The sequence below is a fragment of the Myxococcus sp. AB056 genome, from assembly GCF_006547365.1.
GTDB classification, from domain to species: Bacteria; Myxococcota; Myxococcia; order Myxococcales; family Myxococcaceae; genus Myxococcus; species Myxococcus virescens.
In genome coordinates this window covers 36,997-56,369 of sequence record NZ_VHLB01000044.1, presented here as the reverse complement: position 1 = coordinate 56,369, position 19,373 = coordinate 36,997, and the positions used below count along the sequence as shown (strand labels likewise).

The window sequence follows — 19,373 nt, the reverse complement described above, 5'->3', positions numbered from 1 at the left end:
CAGCCCACGTCAACGCCACGGCACATCGGCCGGAGCGGCAAGGGCAATCACGGAAGCCTGGGTTAGCGAGCGAAGGTCATGGGACAGCGCCGTGAGGCGCCACATATAAAGTACGCACACGTTGGCGCCCTCGGCAACCCCCATCCGAGCAGGCAGCAGCACACAGCCACGCCCCGCGAGGGAGACGAGGCTCGATTAAAGTCCCGCACCGGACATGCCCCACGTTGCCCCACACACTTCGCGATGGCGTGACGCGCTGGGCTCGCTCTCCGCGCGGCTGCTGGTGGCGTTCCTCGTGCCCACCCTGCTCTTCGTCGCGGTGGCGGGCACCGCCGTCTACCAGCTCGCGCGCGTCATCCTGGAAGAAGAGCTGGGCACCAGCCTCAGCGGCATCGCCGCCGCCACCGCCACCCAGGTCCATGGTGAGCGGCTGCTGACCATCGAACCCGGCGACGACGTGGCGAGCACCCGCACGTGGCGCAACTTCGTCCGCACCTTCGAGAACATCGCGGAGGCCAGCGGCGTGCGCCGCGTCTACGCCGTGGACACGCAGGGTCGGATGCGCGTGGACGTCGGGGGTGGGCTCCCGGTGGGCGCGGAGATGCCGGAGTTGGCGCGCGACAGGCTGGAGCTCACCCGTGTCTTCGCCGGGGAGCGCGCCGCCAGCCAGGTGCTCTTCACCGGCTCGGACGGACAGCGCTACAAGACGGGGTATGCGCCCATCCTGTACGAGGGGCGCGTGGTGGGCGCCGTGGGGGTGGAGGCCAGCGCCGCCTTCTTCGGTCCCCTGCAGCGACTGTCACGCACCTACGCCATCATGGGCGCGGTGGCGCTGAGCGCGCTCGCCGTCATCGCGTTGGTGACGGCGCGCGGTCTGGCCCGGCCGCTGCGGCGGCTGATGGCGTCCGCGCTGCGAATCGGCCGGGGCGACCTGACGACCCCGGTGCCACCGGAGCCCACGCTGGAAATCGGCGTCCTCGCGCGCGAGCTGGAGGACATGCGCGGCGCCCTGGAGAGCCGGGACCGTCAGTTGAAGATGATGCTCGCGGGCGTGGCCCACGAGGTGCGCAACCCCATTGGCGGCATCGCGCTCTTCTCCGGAATCTTGAAGGAAGACCTCCAGGCCGGCGCCCACGCCGACGCGGGCGCGCACGTGGAGCGCATCCAACGCGAGGTCGCCTACCTCCAGCGCATCGTCGAGGACTTCCTCGCCTTCGCCCGCGAGCAGCCCCTGGCCCGCGCGCCCGTGGAGGCCCCTACCCTGCTCTCCGTCGTCTGCGAGCTGATGGCCGCTGAGGCCAGCGCCCGCGACGTCACAGTGGACATCGACGCCGCCCCCGCGGTGCTGGAAGCCGACGGCAGCCTGCTCACCGCGGCGCTGGTCAACCTGGTGAAGAACGCGGTGCAGGCATCCCCCCCGGGCGGACGCGTGCAGGTGTCCGGCGCGTCCAACGACGGCCACTACACCATCCAGGTCCGCGACACGGGCCCCGGCGTGCCCGGCACGGCGCGCGAGCGCATCTTCGAGCCCTTCTTCACCACGCGCGAGAAGGGCACCGGCCTGGGCCTGCCACTGGCGCACAAGATTGCGCTCGCGCACGGCGGCGCGCTGCGGCTGGACTCCGCGCCGGGCGACACGCGCTTCATCCTCACGCTGCCGCTGGGTGGGAAGCCGGGCCACGGCGCTTCCGTCACCCCGTCGCGTTGAACTGCCGCGCCATCCGCGCCACGTCGTCGGAGACGACCCTCAGCGTGTCGGTGGCCTCCTGTGTGGACTCCAGCCGCTTCAGCGTGGCGTCCATGAGCTGCGACAGGTCCGCGATGGCGTCGAAGATTTGCGTGAAGCCGGCATCCTGCTGCGTCACCGCGGCGGCAATCTGCCGGGCCGCGGTGGAGTTCTCCTGGGCGATGCGAGACAGCTCCCGCAGCGAGTCCCCTGACGCCCGCATCTGGTCCAGGCCCGTGCCAATGGTCTGCACGCCGGCCTCCCCCATCTTCGCCGCGTCGCGGATGCCCGTGCTGATGTCCTGGAGGATGCCGCGGATGCGCCGCGTGGCCTGGATGGACTGGTCCGACAGGCCGCGAATCTCGCGGGCCACCACCGCGAAGCCCCGCCCCTGCTCGCCCGAGCGCGCCGCCTCGATGGCCGCGTTGACCGCCAGGAGGTGGGACTGGTCCGCCAGGTCCTTCACCGTCTCGGTGATTTCGCCAATCTGCGTGGTGCTCTGGGCCAGCCGCGTCAGCCGTTCCTGGATGCCGTCCACCACGCGGCGGATATCCGCCAGGCCGTTGAGACTCCGCTCCACGGCGGCCTCGCCCTGCTGTCCCAGTGCCTCCGAGCGGCGGGCCACCTGAAGCACCTCCTCCGCTCGCTCGACGGCCATCAGCGACGTGCGCCGAATCTCCTCCGACGTCATCTGCGCCTCGTGCAGCGCGGACGCTTGACGGACCAGGCTCTGCTGGTGCTCATCGTGCGACTCCCGGAGATGGCGCCCCGCGCCGCTCAGCCGCGTGGCGGAGGCATTGAGCGACAGGGGCAACTGCCGCAGACGGACGAGCACCGCGTTCATGCCAGCCGACAAGTCCCCCATCTCATCCGTGGACACCCAGGCGGGCGAGACGACACGCCCCGCGGACAGTGACTCGATGGCCACGCCCACCGCGCCCGCCGCGTGCGCCTGGCGGCGCGCCAGCATCCAGGTGGTGACGGCGGGAATCGCCAGCAATCCGCCCACCCAGGCCAGCCCGAACGCCAGCTCCCCCGCCAGCATGCCGCCCATGCCCATCAGCGCCTCCGCCGAGCCGTGCGCGCCCTCCGCCACCAGCGCATTGTGCAGTTCGTCCCGGACGCCTTGCAGCTTCACCAGCACCACGCACCCGCTCAGCACCAACGCGCAGAGGCTGGAGCCAATGAAGGTGACGGGCATGAACCAGGCCTGCCGCGGCCAGAAGAAGCCGCCGCCCTTGAGCGCCATCGTCGGGTCCTTGCGCTGCTCCTCCAGCGCCAGCGGCAACAGCAACCGCTCCAGCGTGACGCTGATGGGAAAGCCCAGCACCACGCCGAAGCAGATGCCAATGAGCGTGCCCACCACGACCAGGGACAGGTCCTTCTTCCACAGCAGACACACGTGGAGGCTGAACCAGAGGCCTCCCAGCGTCCACGCGCCCCACGAGGATGCGACCGCGGCGCGCCACGGCAGGCGCAGGATTCGCTCCAGCCGCGCGCCGGGCGTGTCCTCCGGCCGCTCCCGCAGCGCGCCGTCCACCAGCACGTGCATCATGAACGCGGGATAGGCGATGCCCAGGCCCACGATGATGGGCGGCAGCACCCACGCCACCGCAATCAGGCCCGACCAACCCGCCACGCCCATGGCCATGCCATTGAGATACGCGGCGATGGGCGCCACCGGCAGCACCCACAACATGAACACCTTGAGCGCACGTCCCCGGTACTCCTGGATGACCTTGTCTGCGGCATTCATGTGGCACATCCCCCCGAGGCCATGGGCTCACACCCCGAGGGCAGAGCCAGAAGTCCTCACCCGCAAGTACGGCACTCTCCGCGCGAAGCGGACAGGCGGGTCATCCGGAAGCTGCCGCCTTCCGGACAGAGCACATGAAACACGGGGCCCGTGAGCCCACGCGGAGCCTCGAGGTGTGCGGGAGGCGCACCGGAGGGCTGTGCGCTGGTGTCGCGCGATTCAGTCGTTGCAGCACGCGTGGAGCGCGGCGGCATACATCTGCAGCGACTTCCTGGCCGCGGCCTGGACGCGGAAGGGCTCACCGGAGCCCGCGTCGGTGGACAGCTTGATGATTTCCAGCGCCTCCTCCGGGTGCTGGTCGTCATAGCGCGCGTGCACCTTGAGCCACATCATCGAATACGCGTCGATGCGCGCGCCATCCTCGGCATAGGCGCGGAAGGGCTCCACCACCTCCCGCGTCCACACGCCGGTGATGCCCTCCACCGCCCAGTTGGACGCGGCCACGCCTTCGGCCAGTGTCCCGTGCGCGCAGGTGTCGAGCAGGAACTCATGCAGCGCCCGCACCTCCGGCAGAGGGCGCTGGGTGAAGACATCTTCCGGCGCCAGGCCGATTCCGCGCATCCAGTCGATGAACCACTCGGCATGCTTCGCCTCCACGCCCAGGTTCTGCAGCAGCCAGCGGCGGGCGCTCGCGTCGCCAGGACGCTGGCCGTAGGTCGTCTTCGCCAGCGACAGGCCCATGTATTTGGGGAAGGACTCGACGATGAGGAAGAAGTGGGACAGCACCCGCCGCCAGTGACGCAGCGGCGGACGCTGACCGTCAGCCGTCGCGCGGAACAACGGAGGCCAGCAGGCCGCGTTCCACTCGTCGCGCACGGACTCCAACATCGACTCCAGCCAGCGCGGGTGCGCGGTGGGCGTGAGCACAGGGGGGCTGTAACGGTGGGGCGCGGCGGACGACATGGGCACGGCTCCTGGCTTCCCGACAGGTGACAGGCCGGCATGGCCTCCCTCACCCGCCCAAGCAGGACGGCATGGTTGCAATCGCTTTCCAGCGGCACCATCGGCCCAAAGGCAATCAGGCCGCGTTTCCCATATTTTGTTTCAAATCCGGGTGCGGGCGCGCGCGCTCGGTCCGCGAAGCCACAGTGCCCCTGACCGCGAGGCCGTGCGCGCTTCCGCTTTCGAGCGCTTCAGGGCGCGGAGGCCACCACGCGCCGGGCCTTCGCCAGCATGCGGCGCAGAGGCGCTTCGTCCGCATGCGTCATGGCTTCGTCCCAGGTGAGCCACCGCACGCCGAAGGACTCCGCCGGGTCATGCACCAGTGCGTCGGGGTTCTCCGCCACCACGAGGAAGCGCACGTCCAGGTGGTGGTGCTCCGGCTCGTCGCGGCGCGCGGGGATGGTGTGGATGTCCACGTCCAGCGGCCGGGGCGCGGCCAGGTGCAGGGACACGCGACATCCCGTCTCCTCACGGGCTTCACGCAGCGCCGTGGCCTCCATGTGGCCCGCGTCCGTGACATCCGCGTGTCCTCCGGGCTGCAGCCAGCGTTGGAGCTTGCGGTGATGCAACAGGACGACGCGCGCGCCCTCTGGGTCCACCACCACCGCGCTGCCCGTGAAGTGGGCCTCCAGTTGCTCCCGGGAGAAGGGGCGCGCCAGGGAACGGGCGAAGTGGCGCATGCGCTCCAGGTCCTCGCGCTCCTTCACGTCCTCGGGAACGTGACGCTCGAGCAGGGACTGGAGGGACGCGGCGGAAGAAACTTCGGATTCCATGCCTCCCCGTACTGCTCCCGGACAGGCGGCGCCAGCACCTTCGCACGCCTGTGACATGTGGCAACCTCCTGAGCCGGTGGAGCAAGCCGGTCCGGATGTGCTCTCATCCGGCGGCCCCGGGATGCGGCCGGCATCGGGTTGCAGGGAGAATCGACTCACGCCATGGCGCGAATCCTCGTCATCGATGACCACGACACGCTGCGTGAAGGGATGACTGTCACCCTCACTCGGGCGGGCCACACCGTGTCCGCGGTGCGCAGTGGCCAGGACGGACTGGCCGCCTACCGCAAGGCGCCGTTCGACCTGGTCGTCACCGACCTGAAGATGGACGGCATGGACGGCATCGAGGTGACGAAGTCGCTCAAAGCGCTGGATGCCGGCGCCGTCGTCATGGTGGTCACGGCCTTCGGCACCATCGAGACCGCGGTGCAGGCGATGCAGCAAGGCGCCTACGACTTCATCACCAAGCCCTTCCCGCCCGAGGTGCTGCGCGCCAAGGTGGACAAAGGGCTGGAGCTGGCCTCCACGCGCAAGCAGGTGGAGCGGCTGACGGCGCGCACCGCCGCGCACGACACGGACGCGGCCCTCACGCACGGCAGCCTGGTGGGCGACAGCGAGCCCATGCAGCGGCTGGTGTCCCAGGTGCTCAAGGTAGCGCAGAGCGACGCCACGGTGCTGGTGCGCGGAGAGAGCGGCACCGGCAAGGAGCTGGTGGCCCGGATGCTCCACCAGCGCTCCCCGCGCCGAGACGGCCCCTTCATCGTCGTGCACTGCGCGGCGCTGGCGGAGACACTGCTGGAGAGCGAGCTGTTCGGGCACGAGCGCGGCGCCTTCACCGGCGCGGTGAAGCGCAAGCTGGGGCGCTTCGAGCTGGCGGACGGCGGCACGCTGTTCCTGGACGAGATTGGCGAGATTCCCGCCTCCGTGCAGACGAAGCTCTTGCGCGTTCTCCAGGAGAAGGAAATCCAGCGCGTCGGCGGAGAGGACACGTTCAAGGTGGACGTGCGCGTGGTGAGCGCCACCCACCGGGACCTCCAGGCCGAGGTGAAGGCCGGACGCTTCCGCGAGGACCTCTACTACCGCCTGCACATCGTTCCGGTGGTGTTGCCGCCCCTGCGCGAGCGGCCCGAGGACATTTCCCTGCTGGCCCGGCACTTCGTGGCCAAGCACGCCATGCGCGTGAACCGGCGTGTCATGGGCCTGGACGACAGCGCGCTGCGTGCCCTGGCCCGCCACGCGTGGCCCGGCAACGTGCGCGAGCTGGAGAACGTCATCGAACAGGCGCTCGTCTTCGCCGAAGGTGAGCAGCTCACCGACCTGGACCTGCCCTCACACCTCACTGCCAGTGGCACCCCGCGCGTCGAGGCGGGCCTGCCAGTGCTCCAGGGCGACCGCCCCCTGCCCGACATCCTGGAGGATTTGGAGCGTCAGCTCATCGCCCGGGCCTATGAGAAGGCCAGCGGCGTGAAGACGGAGACGGCCCGTCTGCTAGGTATCAAGACGTCCGCGCTGTACTACAAGCTGGAGAAGTACGGCTTCCTCCCCAAGGGGACGCCTCCCGAGGAGAGCTGAACCTCGAAAATCTGTCACCCGCCCCCGCCCCCCATGACTTTTCACCGGTATCCCACCTCCGCCCCTGTCCCCCTGGATGCTCCAGGTGTCCGGAATTGTTGGACGCCGAGGGGCCTCGAACCCCGGGGATGGGCTGGCAGGCTGGCACTCACCTTGCTCTGGGGCTGTCGCTGATGAATCTCCGCCCCCTCGCCCTCCTGCTGAGCCTGCTGCTGGCCATGCCCGGTCAGGCCGCGTCTGGGCTGGAGGCGGTGCGGGGACGGGCCCAGTCGGCTCGCGCGGAGACGCGCTCGCTGCGGGGTCAGCAGCAGGCCCTGCGCGACGAGCTCAACGGGCTGGCGGCACGCATCGAAACGCTGAAGGCGCAGCGCCAGGGCAAGCTGATGGCGGGGACGGAGCTGGAGGACGCGCTGCGGCGTTCGCAGGAGCTGAGCGGTCAGCTCACCGGGCTGGCGCAGGCCGTCGTCGCGGCGGAGGGCGAAGCGGAGCGCGCCCACCTGGCCCTGCACACGGCGCTGTCGGACGAGCTGACGCGGCTGCTCGCGGCGTGGGAAGGCACGGCGGACCGGGGCCAGCGGGAGAAGCTGTTGGAGGCGGTGCGCTCCGTTCGCGCCGAGCGGGAGGCCATCCGCGCCGCCCTGCCCGCGTCCCAGGTGCCATCCCTGAACAAAGCCACCGCGGGCGGTGATGACCCCGAGGATTTGCTGGCCCAGGCGGACACGCTCCGCGATACCCGGGACAAGGTGCGCGAGCGGCTGAAGGCGCTGCGCGGCCGCATCACCGAGGTGCGCGAGGAGCGCGACCTGGACCGGCGCATGAACGACTTCCTCGGCGAGGAGTCGATGTTCGACGACCAGGACCGGCGGCTGCGCCTGCGCATGGGGAGCGACCGGGCGCTGCAGGTGGAGCGCTCCGTGCCAGGCACCAGTGCGCCGAACTTCCAGGGTGACAGCCCCGACGATCCCCCCCCCAACGTGGGCGGACGCCCCGGTGAAGGTGTCGACCCGGGCCGGCCCCCCTATCCGGCGCAGTTGTCTGCCCGGGCCACGGACCGGCGGCCCCAGGTCGAAACGCAGCGCGCCCAGGCCCTGGCGGCGGGCGGCCCCGTGGACCTGGCGGCGATGGAGGCCGAGGCCGCGCGGCTGGAGACGCTGGCCAGGGAACTGGAAGGCCGCGCCACGAAGCTGGAGCGGCGCGCGCAGGAGATGGGCGTCCCCTGAGGGACGCGCCTCCCGGCGCCGGACTACAAGAGCCCGGTCTCCACCTGGAGCTTCACCACCGCCTGCAGCCGCACCTCGCGCGCCGGCATGATGCCGCGGCCGCGGATGATGATGCTCATGGACGGCGCGGAGACGAAGGGCTGCAACTCCACGTTGTCCACGCGCAGCGACAGCACGGGGTTGGGCGGCCTCAGGTCCAGCTCGGACACGTCCTGGCGCGCCGCGATGCGCGCCTCCCGGTCTCCCGCGCGGGCATAGAACTCCACGGAGTCCAGGAAACGGAGGTCCTGGTCATTGGGGCTGAGGACCTTGAGCGTGAGTGACTCCACCTTGACGGACGTCACCTCGCCCTTGTGAATTCCCTGGTTCTTGAAGTCCTGGTTCTTGTCGAAGTCCATCCCCGCGAAGCTGCTGATGGCGGGAAGGCCGTTGAGGGGCGTGTCGACGCCAGGCGGGCCCGCGGGCACGGTCGACTCCCCTTTCACCTCGGTGGTGAAGGAGGAGGAGGCGCAGGCGGACAGGCCCAGGCAGGCCACCGCGAGAAAGGACACAAGGCGCATTCGCCCAATGTAACGGGCCGCCGGGGGCGTCGTCACCGGTGGGAGCGACTGGACGGCCGCCCCTGCCCTCCGGCGACGGAGTATGGTCGCGCGCCGTGGTCCGCTCCTTCGCGCCGCTCCTACTCGTCCTCGCCATGCTCGCCGCTGGCCGTGCGCCCGCGGCCGAGTGGGAAGGGGCACTGAGGGGAACCGGCCGCCTGCTGCTGGACACCAACGCGCCTCGGGACTTCTCCGACCAGCACACCCCCAACCCGGAGCGGGACTTCGCCCTCAGCCTGCTGGGCTCCGCCGAGGGGCGCGGCTCCTTCGAACAGGCCCAACTGGTGGGCCGCTACGAGCTGGGCACGCGCGCGTACCGCCTGTACCAGGACGAGAACACGCTGGTGCAGTCAGGCGCGGTGGAGGCGTCACACGCGCTGGGCACGGCGCTGGGAATCGGCCTGGAGGGCCACGCGAAGGACCGGCGGGGTGGCTCGCGCTCGTACTCGGACCTGGGGACCACCGCGTTCCTGGAATACGCCCCGGACGTGCGACTGGCGCTGCGAGTGCGGGCAGGCGCCCGGCGATTCGTTTACCGGCCAGACCCCACCGCCAACTTCGGCGGCCCCGAGGTGGGCGTGCTGGGCCGCTACCGCTTCGACCGGCGGCACAGCCTGTCCGTCTTTGGCGACTGGAACTCCCGGCGCTTCGGCACCCCACCCCGGGCACGCCCGTCGGGGACGGGGGGCGACTCCGGACTCCTCGCCGGCCGGCGTCAGGATGCAGCCCTGACGGCGGGAGCGTCGTACACCTACCGAGGCCCGCTGGCCCTGGGGCTGACCTACGCCTTCCAGGAGAGCTCCTCCAACAGCTACGGCGAGACGATTCGCCGGCACCGGGTGTCAGCCAACGCCGGCGTCCGGCTGCCCTGGCGGGTGACCCTGCTGGCGCAGGGCTCGCTGGGCATCACCCAGTATCCGGACGGCATCTATCTCTCCCCGGAAATCATCCTGGTGGAAGAGGACGAAGGGCAGAACTCGCTGTCGGTGAAGCTGGCCCGGCCGCTGACGGAGTCGCTGGACCTGGAGGCGACCTGGGGCATCTGGAGCACCCGGCTGCCCCGCAACTCGCTCACCTACACGCGCCAGGTCTTCAGCACCGGCTTCACCTGGCGCTACTGAGGGCGTGGCCTATGACAGGTCGGCGATGCGCTCGTCGATTTCCTCGGCGAGCCCCGGGTGCCCCTGGGCCAGGGCGTGCTCCCGGGCCCGGCCCAGCACCTCGCGCGCCTTGTCGGACTCCCCCGCCCCGGCCCAGGCATCCCCCAGGGCCACCATGGCGGCCGCATAGGTGGGGTCCAGCCGGACGGCCGACTCCAGGGCCTGGGCGGCCTCCGGGTACTGCCGCCGCTCCAGGTACAGCTTCCCGAGGGAGAAATGGCTCATGGGGGAGTCCGGGAAGTCCACCACCATCTTCTTGAACTGTTCCAGCCGGGCGTCGCTCATGGACACCAGCAGATAGAGGACCGCTTCCGTGTTGCCAAGGGTGCGGTAGGGTGCGCCGCACATGGCCACGAAGAAGAAGACGACCGCGAAAAAGACCACCACCCGGGCCCCGGCGGCCCGGAAGAAGACGGTATCGGGCAAGACGCCCGCGAAGAAGAAGGCCCCCGCAGCCAAGAAGTCGGCGGCGAAGGCCCCCGGCAAGGCGCCCAGCAAGGCCCCCGCGAAGAAGAAGAAGGCGAAGCTCCCAGTTGCCCCGCCCCAGAAGGTGGGCCCCGCGGAGAACCCGGCCGCCAAGGCGCTGGCGCACCGCATCGGCAACCTGCTGGTGGACAAGAAGGCGCAGGACGTCGTCATCCTCGACGTGCGCGGGATGACGTCCTACGCGGACTACTTCGTCATCGCCTCCGCGGAGACCGACCGCCAGGTGAGCGCCATGGCGGAGAACGTCCAGGTGCAGCTCAAGACGGGTGACGAGCCCCTGCGTCCCATCGGCACCGAGGGCTTCGAGACGGGCCAGTGGGTGCTGCTCGACTACGGCGAGGTGGTGGCGCACCTGTTCCTCACCGACCTGCGCGCGCACTACGACCTCGAGGGCCTCTGGGCCGACGCGTCTCGGGAGAAGCTGGCCTGAGGTGAAGGTCCGGCTCCTCTCCATCGGCAAGGACCGCTCGGGCCTGTATGAGCCCGCGGTCCAGGAGTACGCCAAGCGCCTGGGCCACTACACCCGCTTCGAGCTGGTGGAGCTGGCGGAGGCCAGCGGCAAACGCCTCAAGCCCGGCGACGCGAAGGCCGCCGAAGCCGAGGCGATTCTCTCCAAGCGCAAGCCGCAGGACTGGCTGGTGGCCCTGGACGAGCGCGGCTCGCTGCTCGACTCCGTCGAGCTGAGCCGCTACGTCGGCAAGGCGCAGACGGGCGCCAAGGACCTGCTGTTCATCATTGGCGGGGACGAGGGGCTCGACGCGCGCGTGCGGGACGCGGCGAACCTCACGCTGTCCCTGTCGAAGATGACACTGCCTCACCGGCTGGCGCGCGTGGTGCTCATCGAACAGCTCTACCGCGCGTTCACCATCCTCAAGGGCGAGCCCTACCACAAGTAGGCGGCCGGGCACGGGGCCCGGCGCCACCGTCAGGCGTGGCGCGCGGGTGCCGTCAGCCCGGGCATGCGCACTGACGCCTCCTCTGAACATCTCCCCACTTCCGCGCCGCAGGCGCCCGTGCGTGTCATCGCCTCCGCCCAGTCCTGGGTGGAAGGCGAGGCGGTGCGGCAACTCGAAGCCATGGCCCGCTTGCCAGGAATGAAGCTGGCGGTGGGCCTCCCGGACCTGCATCCCGGCAAGGGTGCTCCGGTGGGCGCGGCCTTCACCTCCGAAGGCTTTCTCTATCCCTATCTGGTCGGCAGTGACATCGGCTGTGGCATGGGCCTGTGGAACGTGGACCTGCTGGCACGTAAAGCCAAGCCCGAGCGTTGGGCAGGCAAGTTGGACCTGGAAGGCCCGTGGACGGGTGACACGGAAGGTTTCCTCCAGGAGCACGGCGTGAAGTCCTCGGGCTACGAGGCCGCGCTGGGCACGGTGGGCGGCGGCAACCACTTCGCGGAGTTGCAGCGGGTGGACGCGGTCCATGACGCGAAGGTCTTCAGCGCCCTGGGCCTGGAGGCGGACCGCTTGCTGCTCCTGGTGCACTCCGGCTCGCGCGGCCTGGGCGAAGCGATTCTCCGGGCCCACGTGGACCGGCACGCGGCGGGCGGGCTCGCGGACGACTCACCCGAGGCGCAGACCTACCTCACGCGCCATGACCACGCGGTGGCCTGGGGCCGGGCCAATCGGGCCCTGGTGGCGCGGCGGATGCTGGACGGCATCGGCGCGATGGGCCAGCGAGTCCTCGACGTGTGCCACAACAGTGTCACCCCTCTGCGTGAGATGGGACGGACGCAGTGGCTGCACCGCAAGGGCGCTGCGCCGTCCGACGAAGGGCCGGTGGTGATTCCCGGCAGCCGCGGCGCACTGAGCTACCTGGTGATTCCCACCGGTGAGAGCCACGTCAGCGCGCACAGCCTGGCGCACGGCGCGGGCCGCAAGTGGACACGCACGGCGGCCCGGGAACGGATGCGCGAACGCTTCACGGCGGAATCGCTCACCCGCACCGCCTTCAAGAGCCACGTGGTGTGTGAGAACAAGGACCTCCTCTTCGAGGAAGCGCCGCCCGCGTACAAGCCCATCGACCGCGTGGTGACGGACCTGGTGGAAGCGGGGCTGGTCCGGGTGGTGGCCACCCTGGCGCCCGTCCTCACGTACAAGACGCGCGCCCGGCCGGAGTAGGGTCTCCCCATGCAGCCTTTCCTCGAGCCAGACTCCCCGCGAGTGAGCTCCGCCATGGAAGCCAATCAGGTGGAGCACATGACCTATCTGACGCGGAGCCTCCCCGGCGCCATCGTGAAGGACACTCCCGGGCTGCTGCTCGTCGACTCCGGGTTGCCCTGCAACACCTTCAACGTGGTGTGCCGGGCCCGGCTCGAGCGCCACGAAGCGGACGCGCGCATCGCCGCCGCCGTCTCCCACTTCCGGGACAAGGCCTTTCCCTTCGCATGGTGGGTGGGACCGGACGCCGCGCCCGAGGACCTGGACGCCCGCCTGTCGGCGCACGGTCTGGTGAACGCCGAGCAGGAGCTGGGCATGTCCATGGACCTCTCCCGGCTGCCAGGACTCACGCGGCCCTCGGGGCTGTGCATCCGCCGCGCCGAGGACGAACACACCCTGACGGACTTCGCCCGCGTCGTCGCGGCGAACTGGGAGCCCGCCGACCCACACGTGCTGGACTTCTACGCGAGGACGGCGCACGTGGCGCTCGCACCCGACAGCCCCATCCGCTTCTTCGTGGGCTACCTGGACGGCGAGGCGGTCGCCGCCAGTGAGTGCCACCGGGCGTGGGGGGTCGCGGGCCTCTACTCGGTGGCCACCGTGCGGCACGCCCGGCGACGAGGCATTGGCGCGGCGCTCACGCTGGCACCCCTGTTGGATGCCCGGGAGGCGGGCTACCGGACAGCCACCCTCCAGGCGTCCGCGCAGGGCCAGGGCGTCTATTCCCGGCTGGGTTTCGTACCCCAGGGGACCTTCCGCGAGTATCAATAGACGCGCTCGCTTTTTGTCCTCTCCCGTCTGGCGCCTGCATGGTTAGGGTTCGGAGCATGACGCCCGCGCACAAGGTCCTGCTCTGCATCCTGGATGGTTGGGGTATTCGCCAGGAGCGTGACAACAACGCCATCGTCCTGGCCGGCACGCCGCACCTCGACAAGCTGGCGAGCCCCTACCCCTTCACCGAGCTGCAGACAGCGGGTCTGGCCGTGGGCCTGCCCGAGGGGCAGATGGGCAACTCCGAGGTGGGCCACACCAACATCGGCGCGGGGCGAATCGTCTACCAGGACCTGGTGCGCATCAATCGCGCCGCGGAGTCCGGAGAGCTGGCGCAGAACCCCGTGCTTCGCGCGGCGCTCGACGGAGTGAAGGCGGACGGCAAGGCCCTGCACCTGCTGGGGCTGGTGTCGCCCGGCGGCGTCCATTCGTCCATGGACCACCTGTTCGCGCTGCTCAAGGCCGCGAAGGAACGCAACGTGGCCCATGTCTACGTGCACGCCTTCCTGGACGGGCGTGACACGCCGCCACAGAGCGCGCTGGGCTACGTGGAGGAGCTGGAGCGCTTCCTCCACGAGACGCACACCGGCCGCATCGCCACCGTGACCGGGCGCTTCTACGCCATGGACCGCGACAAGCGCTGGGACCGGGTGCACCAGGCCTACGAGGCGCTGGTGTTCGGCCGCGGGCCCAAGGCGCCGGACGCACTGAGCGCCATCCGCGCGGCCTACGCGGAGAAGGTCACCGACGAGTTCGTGAAGCCCACGGTGCTGGCCGCCGGTGACGGCACGCCGGTGGGCCGCATCCAGGATGGCGATGCGGTGCTCTTCTTCAACTTCCGCGCGGACCGGGCGCGGGAGCTGACACAGGCCCTGGCGTTCCCGGAGTTCAAGGAGTTCGACCGGGGCGGGCTGCGGCTGGGGCGCTACGTCTGCATGACCCAGTACGACGAGACCTTCAAGCTGCCGGCGCTCTTCGAGCCGGACCAGCCGCAGGACATCTTCCCGGAGCTGCTGTCACGCCAGGGGCTGCGCCAGTTCCGCACGGCGGAGACGGAGAAGTACGCGCACGTCACGTTCTTCTTCAACGGCGGCCGCGAGGTCGTCTACGCGGGCGAGGACCGGCACCTGGTGCCCAGCCCGCGCGACGTGAAGACGTACGACTTGAAGCCGGAGATGTCCGCCTACGAAGTCACGGCCGAGCTGGTGAAGCGGCTCGACTCCGGGAAGTACGACTTCGCGCTGGTGAACTTCGCCAACCCGGACATGGTGGGCCACAGCGGGCGGCTGGACGCGGCGATGAAGGCGGTGAAGGCGGTGGATGAATGCCTGGGCGCGCTGGGCAAGGCGTGCGAGCGCAACGGCTGGGTGCTGGCCATCTCCGCCGACCACGGCAACTGCGAGCAGATGGTGGACCTGGAGACAGGCGAGCCCCACACCGCGCACACGCTCAACCCGGTGCCCTTCCACCTCATCCACCCGGACTTCCGAGGGCAGAAGCTGCGCCCGGGCATCCTCGCGGACATCGCGCCCACCCTCTGCACGGTGATGGGATTGCCGCAGTCCAAGGAGATGAACCGTCAGGGCCTGCTGCCGTGATGCGCGCGGGGCACGGCCCGTGCTGAAGGCCCTGCTGGACGTGCTCTATCCCCCTTCGTGCCTCGCGTGCACGAAGGTGCTGCCGGGCCCCGAGGGCTTCTTCTGCGAGACGTGCGACACCGCGGTGGAGCGGCTTCCTCCCGCGTGCTGCCGCACCTGCGCGGAGCCCGGCGCGTTTCCTGGGGACACGTGTCCCCGCTGCCGCGCCACCCCGCCGCCCTTCACTCGCGCCTGGGCGCCCTTCGCCCACGAGGGGCCCCTGGCGCGCGCCATCCACCGGTTCAAGTACGAGGACCACCCCAATCTCGCGGGCCCGCTGGGGGCGCTGCTGGCGGACGAGGCGCGAAGCTTCCTCAGCCGCGCACCCGAGCTGGTGGTCGCGTTGCCGCTGCACACGCGGCGCTATCACGCGCGCAAGTACGACCAGGCGCAGTTGCTGGCGGGCGCGCTGGCGAAGACCACGGGGCGCAAGGCACCCGTGGGATTGCTGACAAGGCACCGCGAGACACAGCGCCAGGTGGGGCTGAGCGAGGCGGAGCGGGCGAACAACGTCGCGGGGGCGTTCGCCGCGTCTTCCCGCGTCTCGGGGCAGCGAGTGCTGCTGGTGGACGATGTGTTCACCACCGGAGCCACCGCCAGGGCGGCGGCCTCGGCCCTGCTCGAAGCGGGCGCCGTCCAGGTGGAGATGCTGACGCTGGCGCGGGCCTTCAGCCTGGAGTGAGCGGCCGAGGCCCGCGGGCTACTTCCGCGAGGCCCGGACCCGCTCCAGCTCTGCCTGGAGTTCGGCCACGCGCCGCTCCGCGTCTTCTCGGCGCCGGGACTCTTCTTCTCGGCGCCGGATTTCATCTTCTCGCAGGTGGGCCTCCTCATCCGCGCGCTGTTCAAGCCACGCGATGCGCTCCCGCATCCGGACGATGAGTTCGTCGGACTCCATCAAGAGCGCGTTGCCAGCCCAGAACCGGAGCCGGTCCCCCACCAACTCCAGCTCCAAGCCCAGCACCCGCGAGACGTAGCGTCCCTGCGTCGGCTCCATCCGCACGTAGACGCCCGCGCCGGGTGACGCCAGCGTGTACGCCTCCAGCCGCTCCCGGGAGCAGTCGTAGATGAAGTACTCGGGAATTCCGAGCCGGGCATAGCGCCGCACGTTGAACTCGGCGTCCTTCTTCCGGTCGCCCCCGACGTGGACCTCCATCACCCAGTCCAACCCACGGCACTCATGGCTGACGAGCCACTTCTCCCGGGGGTGGGCCCCCACATCGAAGACGACCAGCAGGTCTGGCGCGAAGCGCCGCTCGTCCGGGTAGTACACCGGCAGCTCCGAGCCGACGTAGGCCGTGCGCCGCTGATGACCGAAATAGCCCCGAAGAACATCCAACGCCCGGAACTTCGCCCACTGGTGCCGGTCCCCTTCGGGCGGCGCCATCTCCGCATACGTCACTTCCGCTGGCAGCGACTCCACCACCCGCGCCCGCTCCTCCGGATTCATCCTGTCCCACGCATCCTGCGAGGGCGCCCGGGGGAAGGCAGCCCCTCCTTCGTCAGTAGGCCGTCCCATGATGCCTTCATCGTGTGGCGGCACTCCGTCGCGGTCAATCCGCCCCCATGTCCCGGCGTCAGCAAATGGCGAACCAACGAACGCCTCCGACGCGCGCGGTCCGAGTCACCGCACAGCCTCGTTCGCGTTCCGGAACACGGCATCTCATGACGCGGACGCCCAACGCACACGGCCCCACTCTCCGCCTCTCCGGAAAGAGCCGCGTTCATCCGCGAATGGCGACACTCCAGGACTTCGGCCCGAGGGCCGACTGGAGTTAGCGTCAGCCCATGCGCTCGCTCCTCCCACTTGTACTCGCGGTCGCCGTCCTCCGCTGCGCCCATGCGCCCGAGGCGCCCCCCGCCGCTCCCGTGGCCACCGCCCCTGAATGGCCCGAACCCCAGCCTCCCGCGCTGCGGCTGCCCGACTCGGTCCGCCCCACGCGCTACGCGCTCGACCTGAAGCTGCTGCCCGCCGAGCCCACCTTCTCCGGCAGCGTCAGCATCGACGTGGACGTGAGCGAGCCGGTGCGCCAAGTCTGGCTGCACGGGCAGGACATGGAAATCTCGCAGGCCCGCATCGAAGCGGGAGGCCGCACCCTGGAGGCCCGTCCCGTCACCGCCAGCGAAGGGCGGCTCGGGCTGCTGCTCCCCGAAACGCTCGCGCCGGGCAAGGCCCGCATTCACATCGCCTTCACCGGCAAGGTCGACCGCGAGCGCAGCCAGGGTCTCTACGCCGTGGAGGAAGGCGGCGAGCCCTACCTCTACACCTTCTTCGAGCCCGTCGACGCGCGCCGCGCCTTCCCCTGCTTCGACGAGCCGGGCTTCAAGGTGCCCTGGACGCTGCGCATCACCGCCAAGGAGGACCACGTCGCGCTCGCCAACCACCCCATCGTCTCGCGCGAGAAGCTGCCGGGCGGGCTGGCGCGCGTCACGTTCGCCGAGAGCAAGCCGATGCCCAGCTACCTCGTGGCGTTCGTGGTGGGCCCCTTCGACGTGGTGGACGCGGGCACCGCGGGCCGCAACGCCGCGCCGCTGCGCTTCATCGTGCCGCGCGGCCGGGGCGCGGAGACGGCCTACGCGGCCAGTGTCACGCCGCGCATCGTCACGCTGATTGAAGACTACTTCGACATGCCGTACCCGTACGAGAAGCTCGATGTCGCGGTGGTGCCGCGCTACTGGGGCACCATGGAGCACCCGGGCCTCGTCGCGCTCGGACAGCCGCTGACGCTCATCCGTCCCGGCGAGGAGACGCTCGCGCGCCGCAAGTGGTACGTGAACATCGCCAACCACGAACTGGGGCACTACTGGTTCGGCAACATCGTCACCTGCCAGTGGTGGGACGACATCTGGCTCAACGAGTCGCTCACCTCGTGGCTGGACCGCAAGACGGTGGACCCCTTCGACACGAGCTGGGGCTTCGGCCTGGAGCAGAGCACCCAGTCCACGCTCTTCGCGTTGGACACGGACGCGCTCGCCGCCACCCCGCCGGTGCGCAAGCCCGCCAACACGCATGACGAGGTGCTGGGCTCGTTCGACAACGGCACCACGTACGCCAAGGGCTCGGCCATCATCGACATGTTCGAGGCGTGGCTCGGTGAGGAGCGCATGCGCGACCTGCTGCGCGGCCACATCAAGAAGCATGAATGGGGCGTGGCCACGTCGGAGGACTTCGCCGCCACGCTGTCGGCCGCCGCGGGGCCGGACGTCGCGCGTGCCTTCCGCAGCTTCATCGACCAGCCCGGCGCGCCGCGCATCGCCGCCGAGCTGCAATGCCAGCCGGGAGCCCCCGCGAAGCTGAAGTTCACGCAGGAGCGCTACGTCCCCGCGGGCTCCACCGCCAGCAAGGACCAGACGTGGTCCGTGCCGGTGTGTGTGCGCGCGGGCTCCGGCAAGACGTCCGAGCGCACGTGCACCATGCTCACCGGGGCCACGGGCGAGTTGGCGCTGCCCGGCAAGAGCTGCCCTTCCTGGTTCGTGCTCAACGCGGGCGGCACCGGCTACTACCGCTCCGGCTACACGCGCGAGCAGCTCAACCGCGTGCTGGCCGCGCCCACGGAAGCGCTGACGGTGCGCGAGCGGCTGACCCTGTTGGCCGACATGGAGGCCGGGGTGCGCCGGGGAGACCTGCCCCTGGGCGACGTCCTGCGCTACGTGCCCACCACGGCCAAGGCGGACCACCGCCTCATCATGCAGCGCGGCGCCCGGCTGCTGACCTTCGTGCACGTGGACCGGCTGTCCAACGACGAGAGCGCGCGCTACCGGAACTGGGTGGCCGCGATGTACGGCCCGCGGGCCCGCGCGCTGGGCTGGGAGCCCAAGCCCGGTGACGATGACGCGGTGAAGTCGCTGCGACCCAACCTGCTGGGGCTGGCGGCGCTGCGCGGCGAGGACCCGGCCCTGGTCCGGGACGCGAACCGGCTGGTGAAGGCGTGGCTGGCGGACCGGAAGTCCGTCCACCCGGAGGCCGTTCCCCTCGCGCTGATGGTGGCGGCTCGGAACGGAGACAAGGCCTTCTTCGACACGCTGGTCGCGCGCGCCCGCGCCACGGAGGACCGGACCGAGCGCAGCCGCGTCTTCACCACCCTGGGCGCCTTCCGGGACCCGGCGCTCGTGCGCGAGGCGCTCGCGCTGGTGGCCGGCAGCGAGTTCGACGTGCGCGACACCCAGTCCATCCTCACGGGGGCCTTCTCGATGCCGCAGACGCGGGCGCTCGCCTGGGCGTTCTACCAGGAGCACTTCGACGCGCTCGCCAGCCGGATGCGCTCGGACGAAGTCGCCGGGCTCATCGGACTGGCGGGCATGCTGTGCGACGAGAAGACCGCCGCCGAAGCGGAAGCCTTCCTCACCCCCCGCGCGGCGAAGCTGGAGAACGCGTCGCTCGCCCTCACCCGCGCCATGGAGTCCATCCACCTCTGCGCCGCGTCCAGCACGCTGAACGCGCAGAGCGTCAGGGACTTCCTGAAGGGCCAGCCGAGCCCCGCGAAGCTCCGCTGAGCGCACGACACGCCTCCCGTGCGC

General features: G+C 70.4%; 17 protein-coding genes. 11 read left to right on the top strand and 6 right to left on the bottom strand.

Annotation, left to right across the window (positions count from 1 at the left end; translation table 11 throughout):
* The first annotated feature begins 214 nt into the window (after window positions 1–214).
* On the top strand, window positions 215–1,708 hold the full coding sequence (locus FMP39_RS20065; RefSeq protein WP_141591936.1) for an ATP-binding protein: 1,494 nt from the start codon (window positions 215–217) through the stop codon (window positions 1,706–1,708).
* On the opposite strand, the gene FMP39_RS20060 is transcribed toward FMP39_RS20065, so the two are convergent.
* The 3 genes from FMP39_RS20060 to FMP39_RS20050 form a co-directional block, all read right to left on the bottom strand.
* Entirely contained in the window at window positions 1,692–3,482 is a 1,791-nt protein-coding gene (locus FMP39_RS20060; protein WP_228558153.1) for a methyl-accepting chemotaxis protein, read from the bottom strand. The two genes, FMP39_RS20065 and FMP39_RS20060, sit on opposite strands and share 17 nt — an antisense overlap.
* A 219-nt stretch (window positions 3,483–3,701) precedes the next feature.
* A complete protein-coding gene (locus FMP39_RS20055; RefSeq protein WP_141591934.1) occupies window positions 3,702–4,445 on the bottom strand; it encodes a TenA family transcriptional regulator in 744 nt (247 codons plus the stop codon).
* 230 nt (window positions 4,446–4,675) lie between these two features.
* Window positions 4,676–5,257 (bottom strand): NUDIX hydrolase, encoded by a 582-nt coding sequence (locus tag FMP39_RS20050; RefSeq protein WP_141591933.1) that lies wholly within the window; start codon window positions 5,255–5,257, stop codon window positions 4,676–4,678.
* 162 nt (window positions 5,258–5,419) lie between these two features.
* Between FMP39_RS20050 and FMP39_RS20045 the strand changes: the two genes are divergently transcribed.
* Both FMP39_RS20045 and FMP39_RS20040 read left to right on the top strand, forming a co-directional pair.
* Window positions 5,420–6,829 (top strand): sigma-54 dependent transcriptional regulator, encoded by a 1,410-nt coding sequence (locus FMP39_RS20045; protein ID WP_141591932.1) that lies wholly within the window; start codon window positions 5,420–5,422, stop codon window positions 6,827–6,829.
* 173 nt (window positions 6,830–7,002) lie between these two features.
* A complete protein-coding gene (locus FMP39_RS20040) occupies window positions 7,003–8,049 on the top strand; it encodes a TetR family transcriptional regulator (protein ID WP_228558152.1) in 1,047 nt (348 codons plus the stop codon).
* 23 nt (window positions 8,050–8,072) lie between these two features.
* Here FMP39_RS20040 and FMP39_RS20035 read toward each other — a convergent pair whose 3' ends face one another.
* A complete protein-coding gene (locus FMP39_RS20035) occupies window positions 8,073–8,609 on the bottom strand; it encodes a hypothetical protein (protein WP_194858484.1) in 537 nt (178 codons plus the stop codon).
* Between the two features lie 38 nt (window positions 8,610–8,647).
* On the opposite strand from FMP39_RS20035, the gene FMP39_RS20030 reads away from it, so the two are divergent.
* Entirely contained in the window at window positions 8,648–9,769 is a 1,122-nt protein-coding gene (locus FMP39_RS20030) for a hypothetical protein (RefSeq protein WP_141591929.1), read from the top strand.
* A 9-nt stretch (window positions 9,770–9,778) separates the two neighbouring features.
* Here FMP39_RS20030 and FMP39_RS20025 read toward each other — a convergent pair whose 3' ends face one another.
* Window positions 9,779–10,156, bottom strand: coding sequence for a tetratricopeptide repeat protein (locus FMP39_RS20025; RefSeq protein ID WP_171442961.1), 378 nt, complete (start codon window positions 10,154–10,156; stop codon window positions 9,779–9,781).
* Between FMP39_RS20025 and rsfS the strand changes: the two genes are divergently transcribed.
* From rsfS to FMP39_RS37490, 6 genes are all read left to right on the top strand, one after another.
* Window positions 10,155–10,724 (top strand): ribosome silencing factor, encoded by a 570-nt coding sequence (gene rsfS, locus FMP39_RS38025; RefSeq protein WP_228558151.1) that lies wholly within the window; start codon window positions 10,155–10,157, stop codon window positions 10,722–10,724. The two genes, FMP39_RS20025 and rsfS, sit on opposite strands and share 2 nt — an antisense overlap.
* Window position 10,725: 1 nt before the next feature.
* Window positions 10,726–11,190 (top strand): 23S rRNA (pseudouridine(1915)-N(3))-methyltransferase RlmH, encoded by a 465-nt coding sequence (locus FMP39_RS20015; protein WP_090484809.1) that lies wholly within the window; start codon window positions 10,726–10,728, stop codon window positions 11,188–11,190.
* 63 nt (window positions 11,191–11,253) lie between these two features.
* A complete protein-coding gene (locus FMP39_RS20010) occupies window positions 11,254–12,411 on the top strand; it encodes an RNA ligase RtcB family protein (RefSeq protein ID WP_141591927.1) in 1,158 nt (385 codons plus the stop codon).
* 42 nt (window positions 12,412–12,453) lie between these two features.
* Entirely contained in the window at window positions 12,454–13,221 is a 768-nt protein-coding gene (locus FMP39_RS20005; protein ID WP_228558150.1) for a GNAT family N-acetyltransferase, read from the top strand.
* A gap of 56 nt (window positions 13,222–13,277) precedes the next feature.
* On the top strand, window positions 13,278–14,819 hold the full coding sequence (gene gpmI, locus FMP39_RS20000; protein ID WP_141591925.1) for a 2,3-bisphosphoglycerate-independent phosphoglycerate mutase: 1,542 nt from the start codon (window positions 13,278–13,280) through the stop codon (window positions 14,817–14,819).
* A gap of 19 nt (window positions 14,820–14,838) precedes the next feature.
* The gene (locus FMP39_RS37490; RefSeq protein WP_194858483.1) at window positions 14,839–15,540 is read left to right on the top strand and encodes a ComF family protein; all 702 of its coding nucleotides are present in this window, start codon (window positions 14,839–14,841) and stop codon (window positions 15,538–15,540) included.
* A gap of 18 nt (window positions 15,541–15,558) precedes the next feature.
* Here FMP39_RS37490 and FMP39_RS19985 read toward each other — a convergent pair whose 3' ends face one another.
* Window positions 15,559–16,374, bottom strand: coding sequence for a Uma2 family endonuclease (locus FMP39_RS19985; protein ID WP_141591924.1), 816 nt, complete (start codon window positions 16,372–16,374; stop codon window positions 15,559–15,561).
* A 269-nt stretch (window positions 16,375–16,643) separates the two neighbouring features.
* Here FMP39_RS19985 and FMP39_RS19980 point away from each other — a divergent pair, with 269 nt between their 5' ends.
* Window positions 16,644–19,349, top strand: coding sequence for a M1 family metallopeptidase (locus FMP39_RS19980; RefSeq protein ID WP_141591923.1), 2,706 nt, complete (start codon window positions 16,644–16,646; stop codon window positions 19,347–19,349).
* Window positions 19,350–19,373: the final 24 nt, after the last annotated feature.

Excerpts from the sequence above, each read along its gene's own strand:
- FMP39_RS20025 (WP_171442961.1), bottom strand. The coding sequence starts at position 10,156 with ATGTGCGGCGCACCCTACCGCACCCTTGGCAACACGGAAGCGGTCCTC.
- rsfS (WP_228558151.1), top strand. The coding sequence starts at position 10,155 with ATGGCCACGAAGAAGAAGACGACCGCGAAAAAGACCACCACCCGGGCC.
- FMP39_RS20050 (WP_141591933.1), bottom strand. The coding sequence starts at position 5,257 with ATGGAATCCGAAGTTTCTTCCGCCGCGTCCCTCCAGTCCCTGCTCGAG.
- FMP39_RS20055 (WP_141591934.1), bottom strand. The coding sequence starts at position 4,445 with ATGTCGTCCGCCGCGCCCCACCGTTACAGCCCCCCTGTGCTCACGCCC.
- FMP39_RS20060 (WP_228558153.1), bottom strand. The coding sequence starts at position 3,482 with ATGAATGCCGCAGACAAGGTCATCCAGGAGTACCGGGGACGTGCGCTC.
- FMP39_RS20010 (WP_141591927.1), top strand. The coding sequence starts at position 11,254 with ATGCGCACTGACGCCTCCTCTGAACATCTCCCCACTTCCGCGCCGCAG.
- FMP39_RS19985 (WP_141591924.1), bottom strand. The coding sequence starts at position 16,374 with ATGGGACGGCCTACTGACGAAGGAGGGGCTGCCTTCCCCCGGGCGCCC.
- gpmI (WP_141591925.1), top strand. The coding sequence starts at position 13,278 with ATGACGCCCGCGCACAAGGTCCTGCTCTGCATCCTGGATGGTTGGGGT.
- FMP39_RS20045 (WP_141591932.1), top strand. The coding sequence starts at position 5,420 with ATGGCGCGAATCCTCGTCATCGATGACCACGACACGCTGCGTGAAGGG.
- FMP39_RS20065 (WP_141591936.1), top strand. The coding sequence starts at position 215 with ATGCCCCACGTTGCCCCACACACTTCGCGATGGCGTGACGCGCTGGGC.
- FMP39_RS20040 (WP_228558152.1), top strand. The coding sequence starts at position 7,003 with ATGAATCTCCGCCCCCTCGCCCTCCTGCTGAGCCTGCTGCTGGCCATG.
- FMP39_RS19980 (WP_141591923.1), top strand. The coding sequence starts at position 16,644 with ATGCGCTCGCTCCTCCCACTTGTACTCGCGGTCGCCGTCCTCCGCTGC.
- FMP39_RS20035 (WP_194858484.1), bottom strand. The coding sequence starts at position 8,609 with ATGCGCCTTGTGTCCTTTCTCGCGGTGGCCTGCCTGGGCCTGTCCGCC.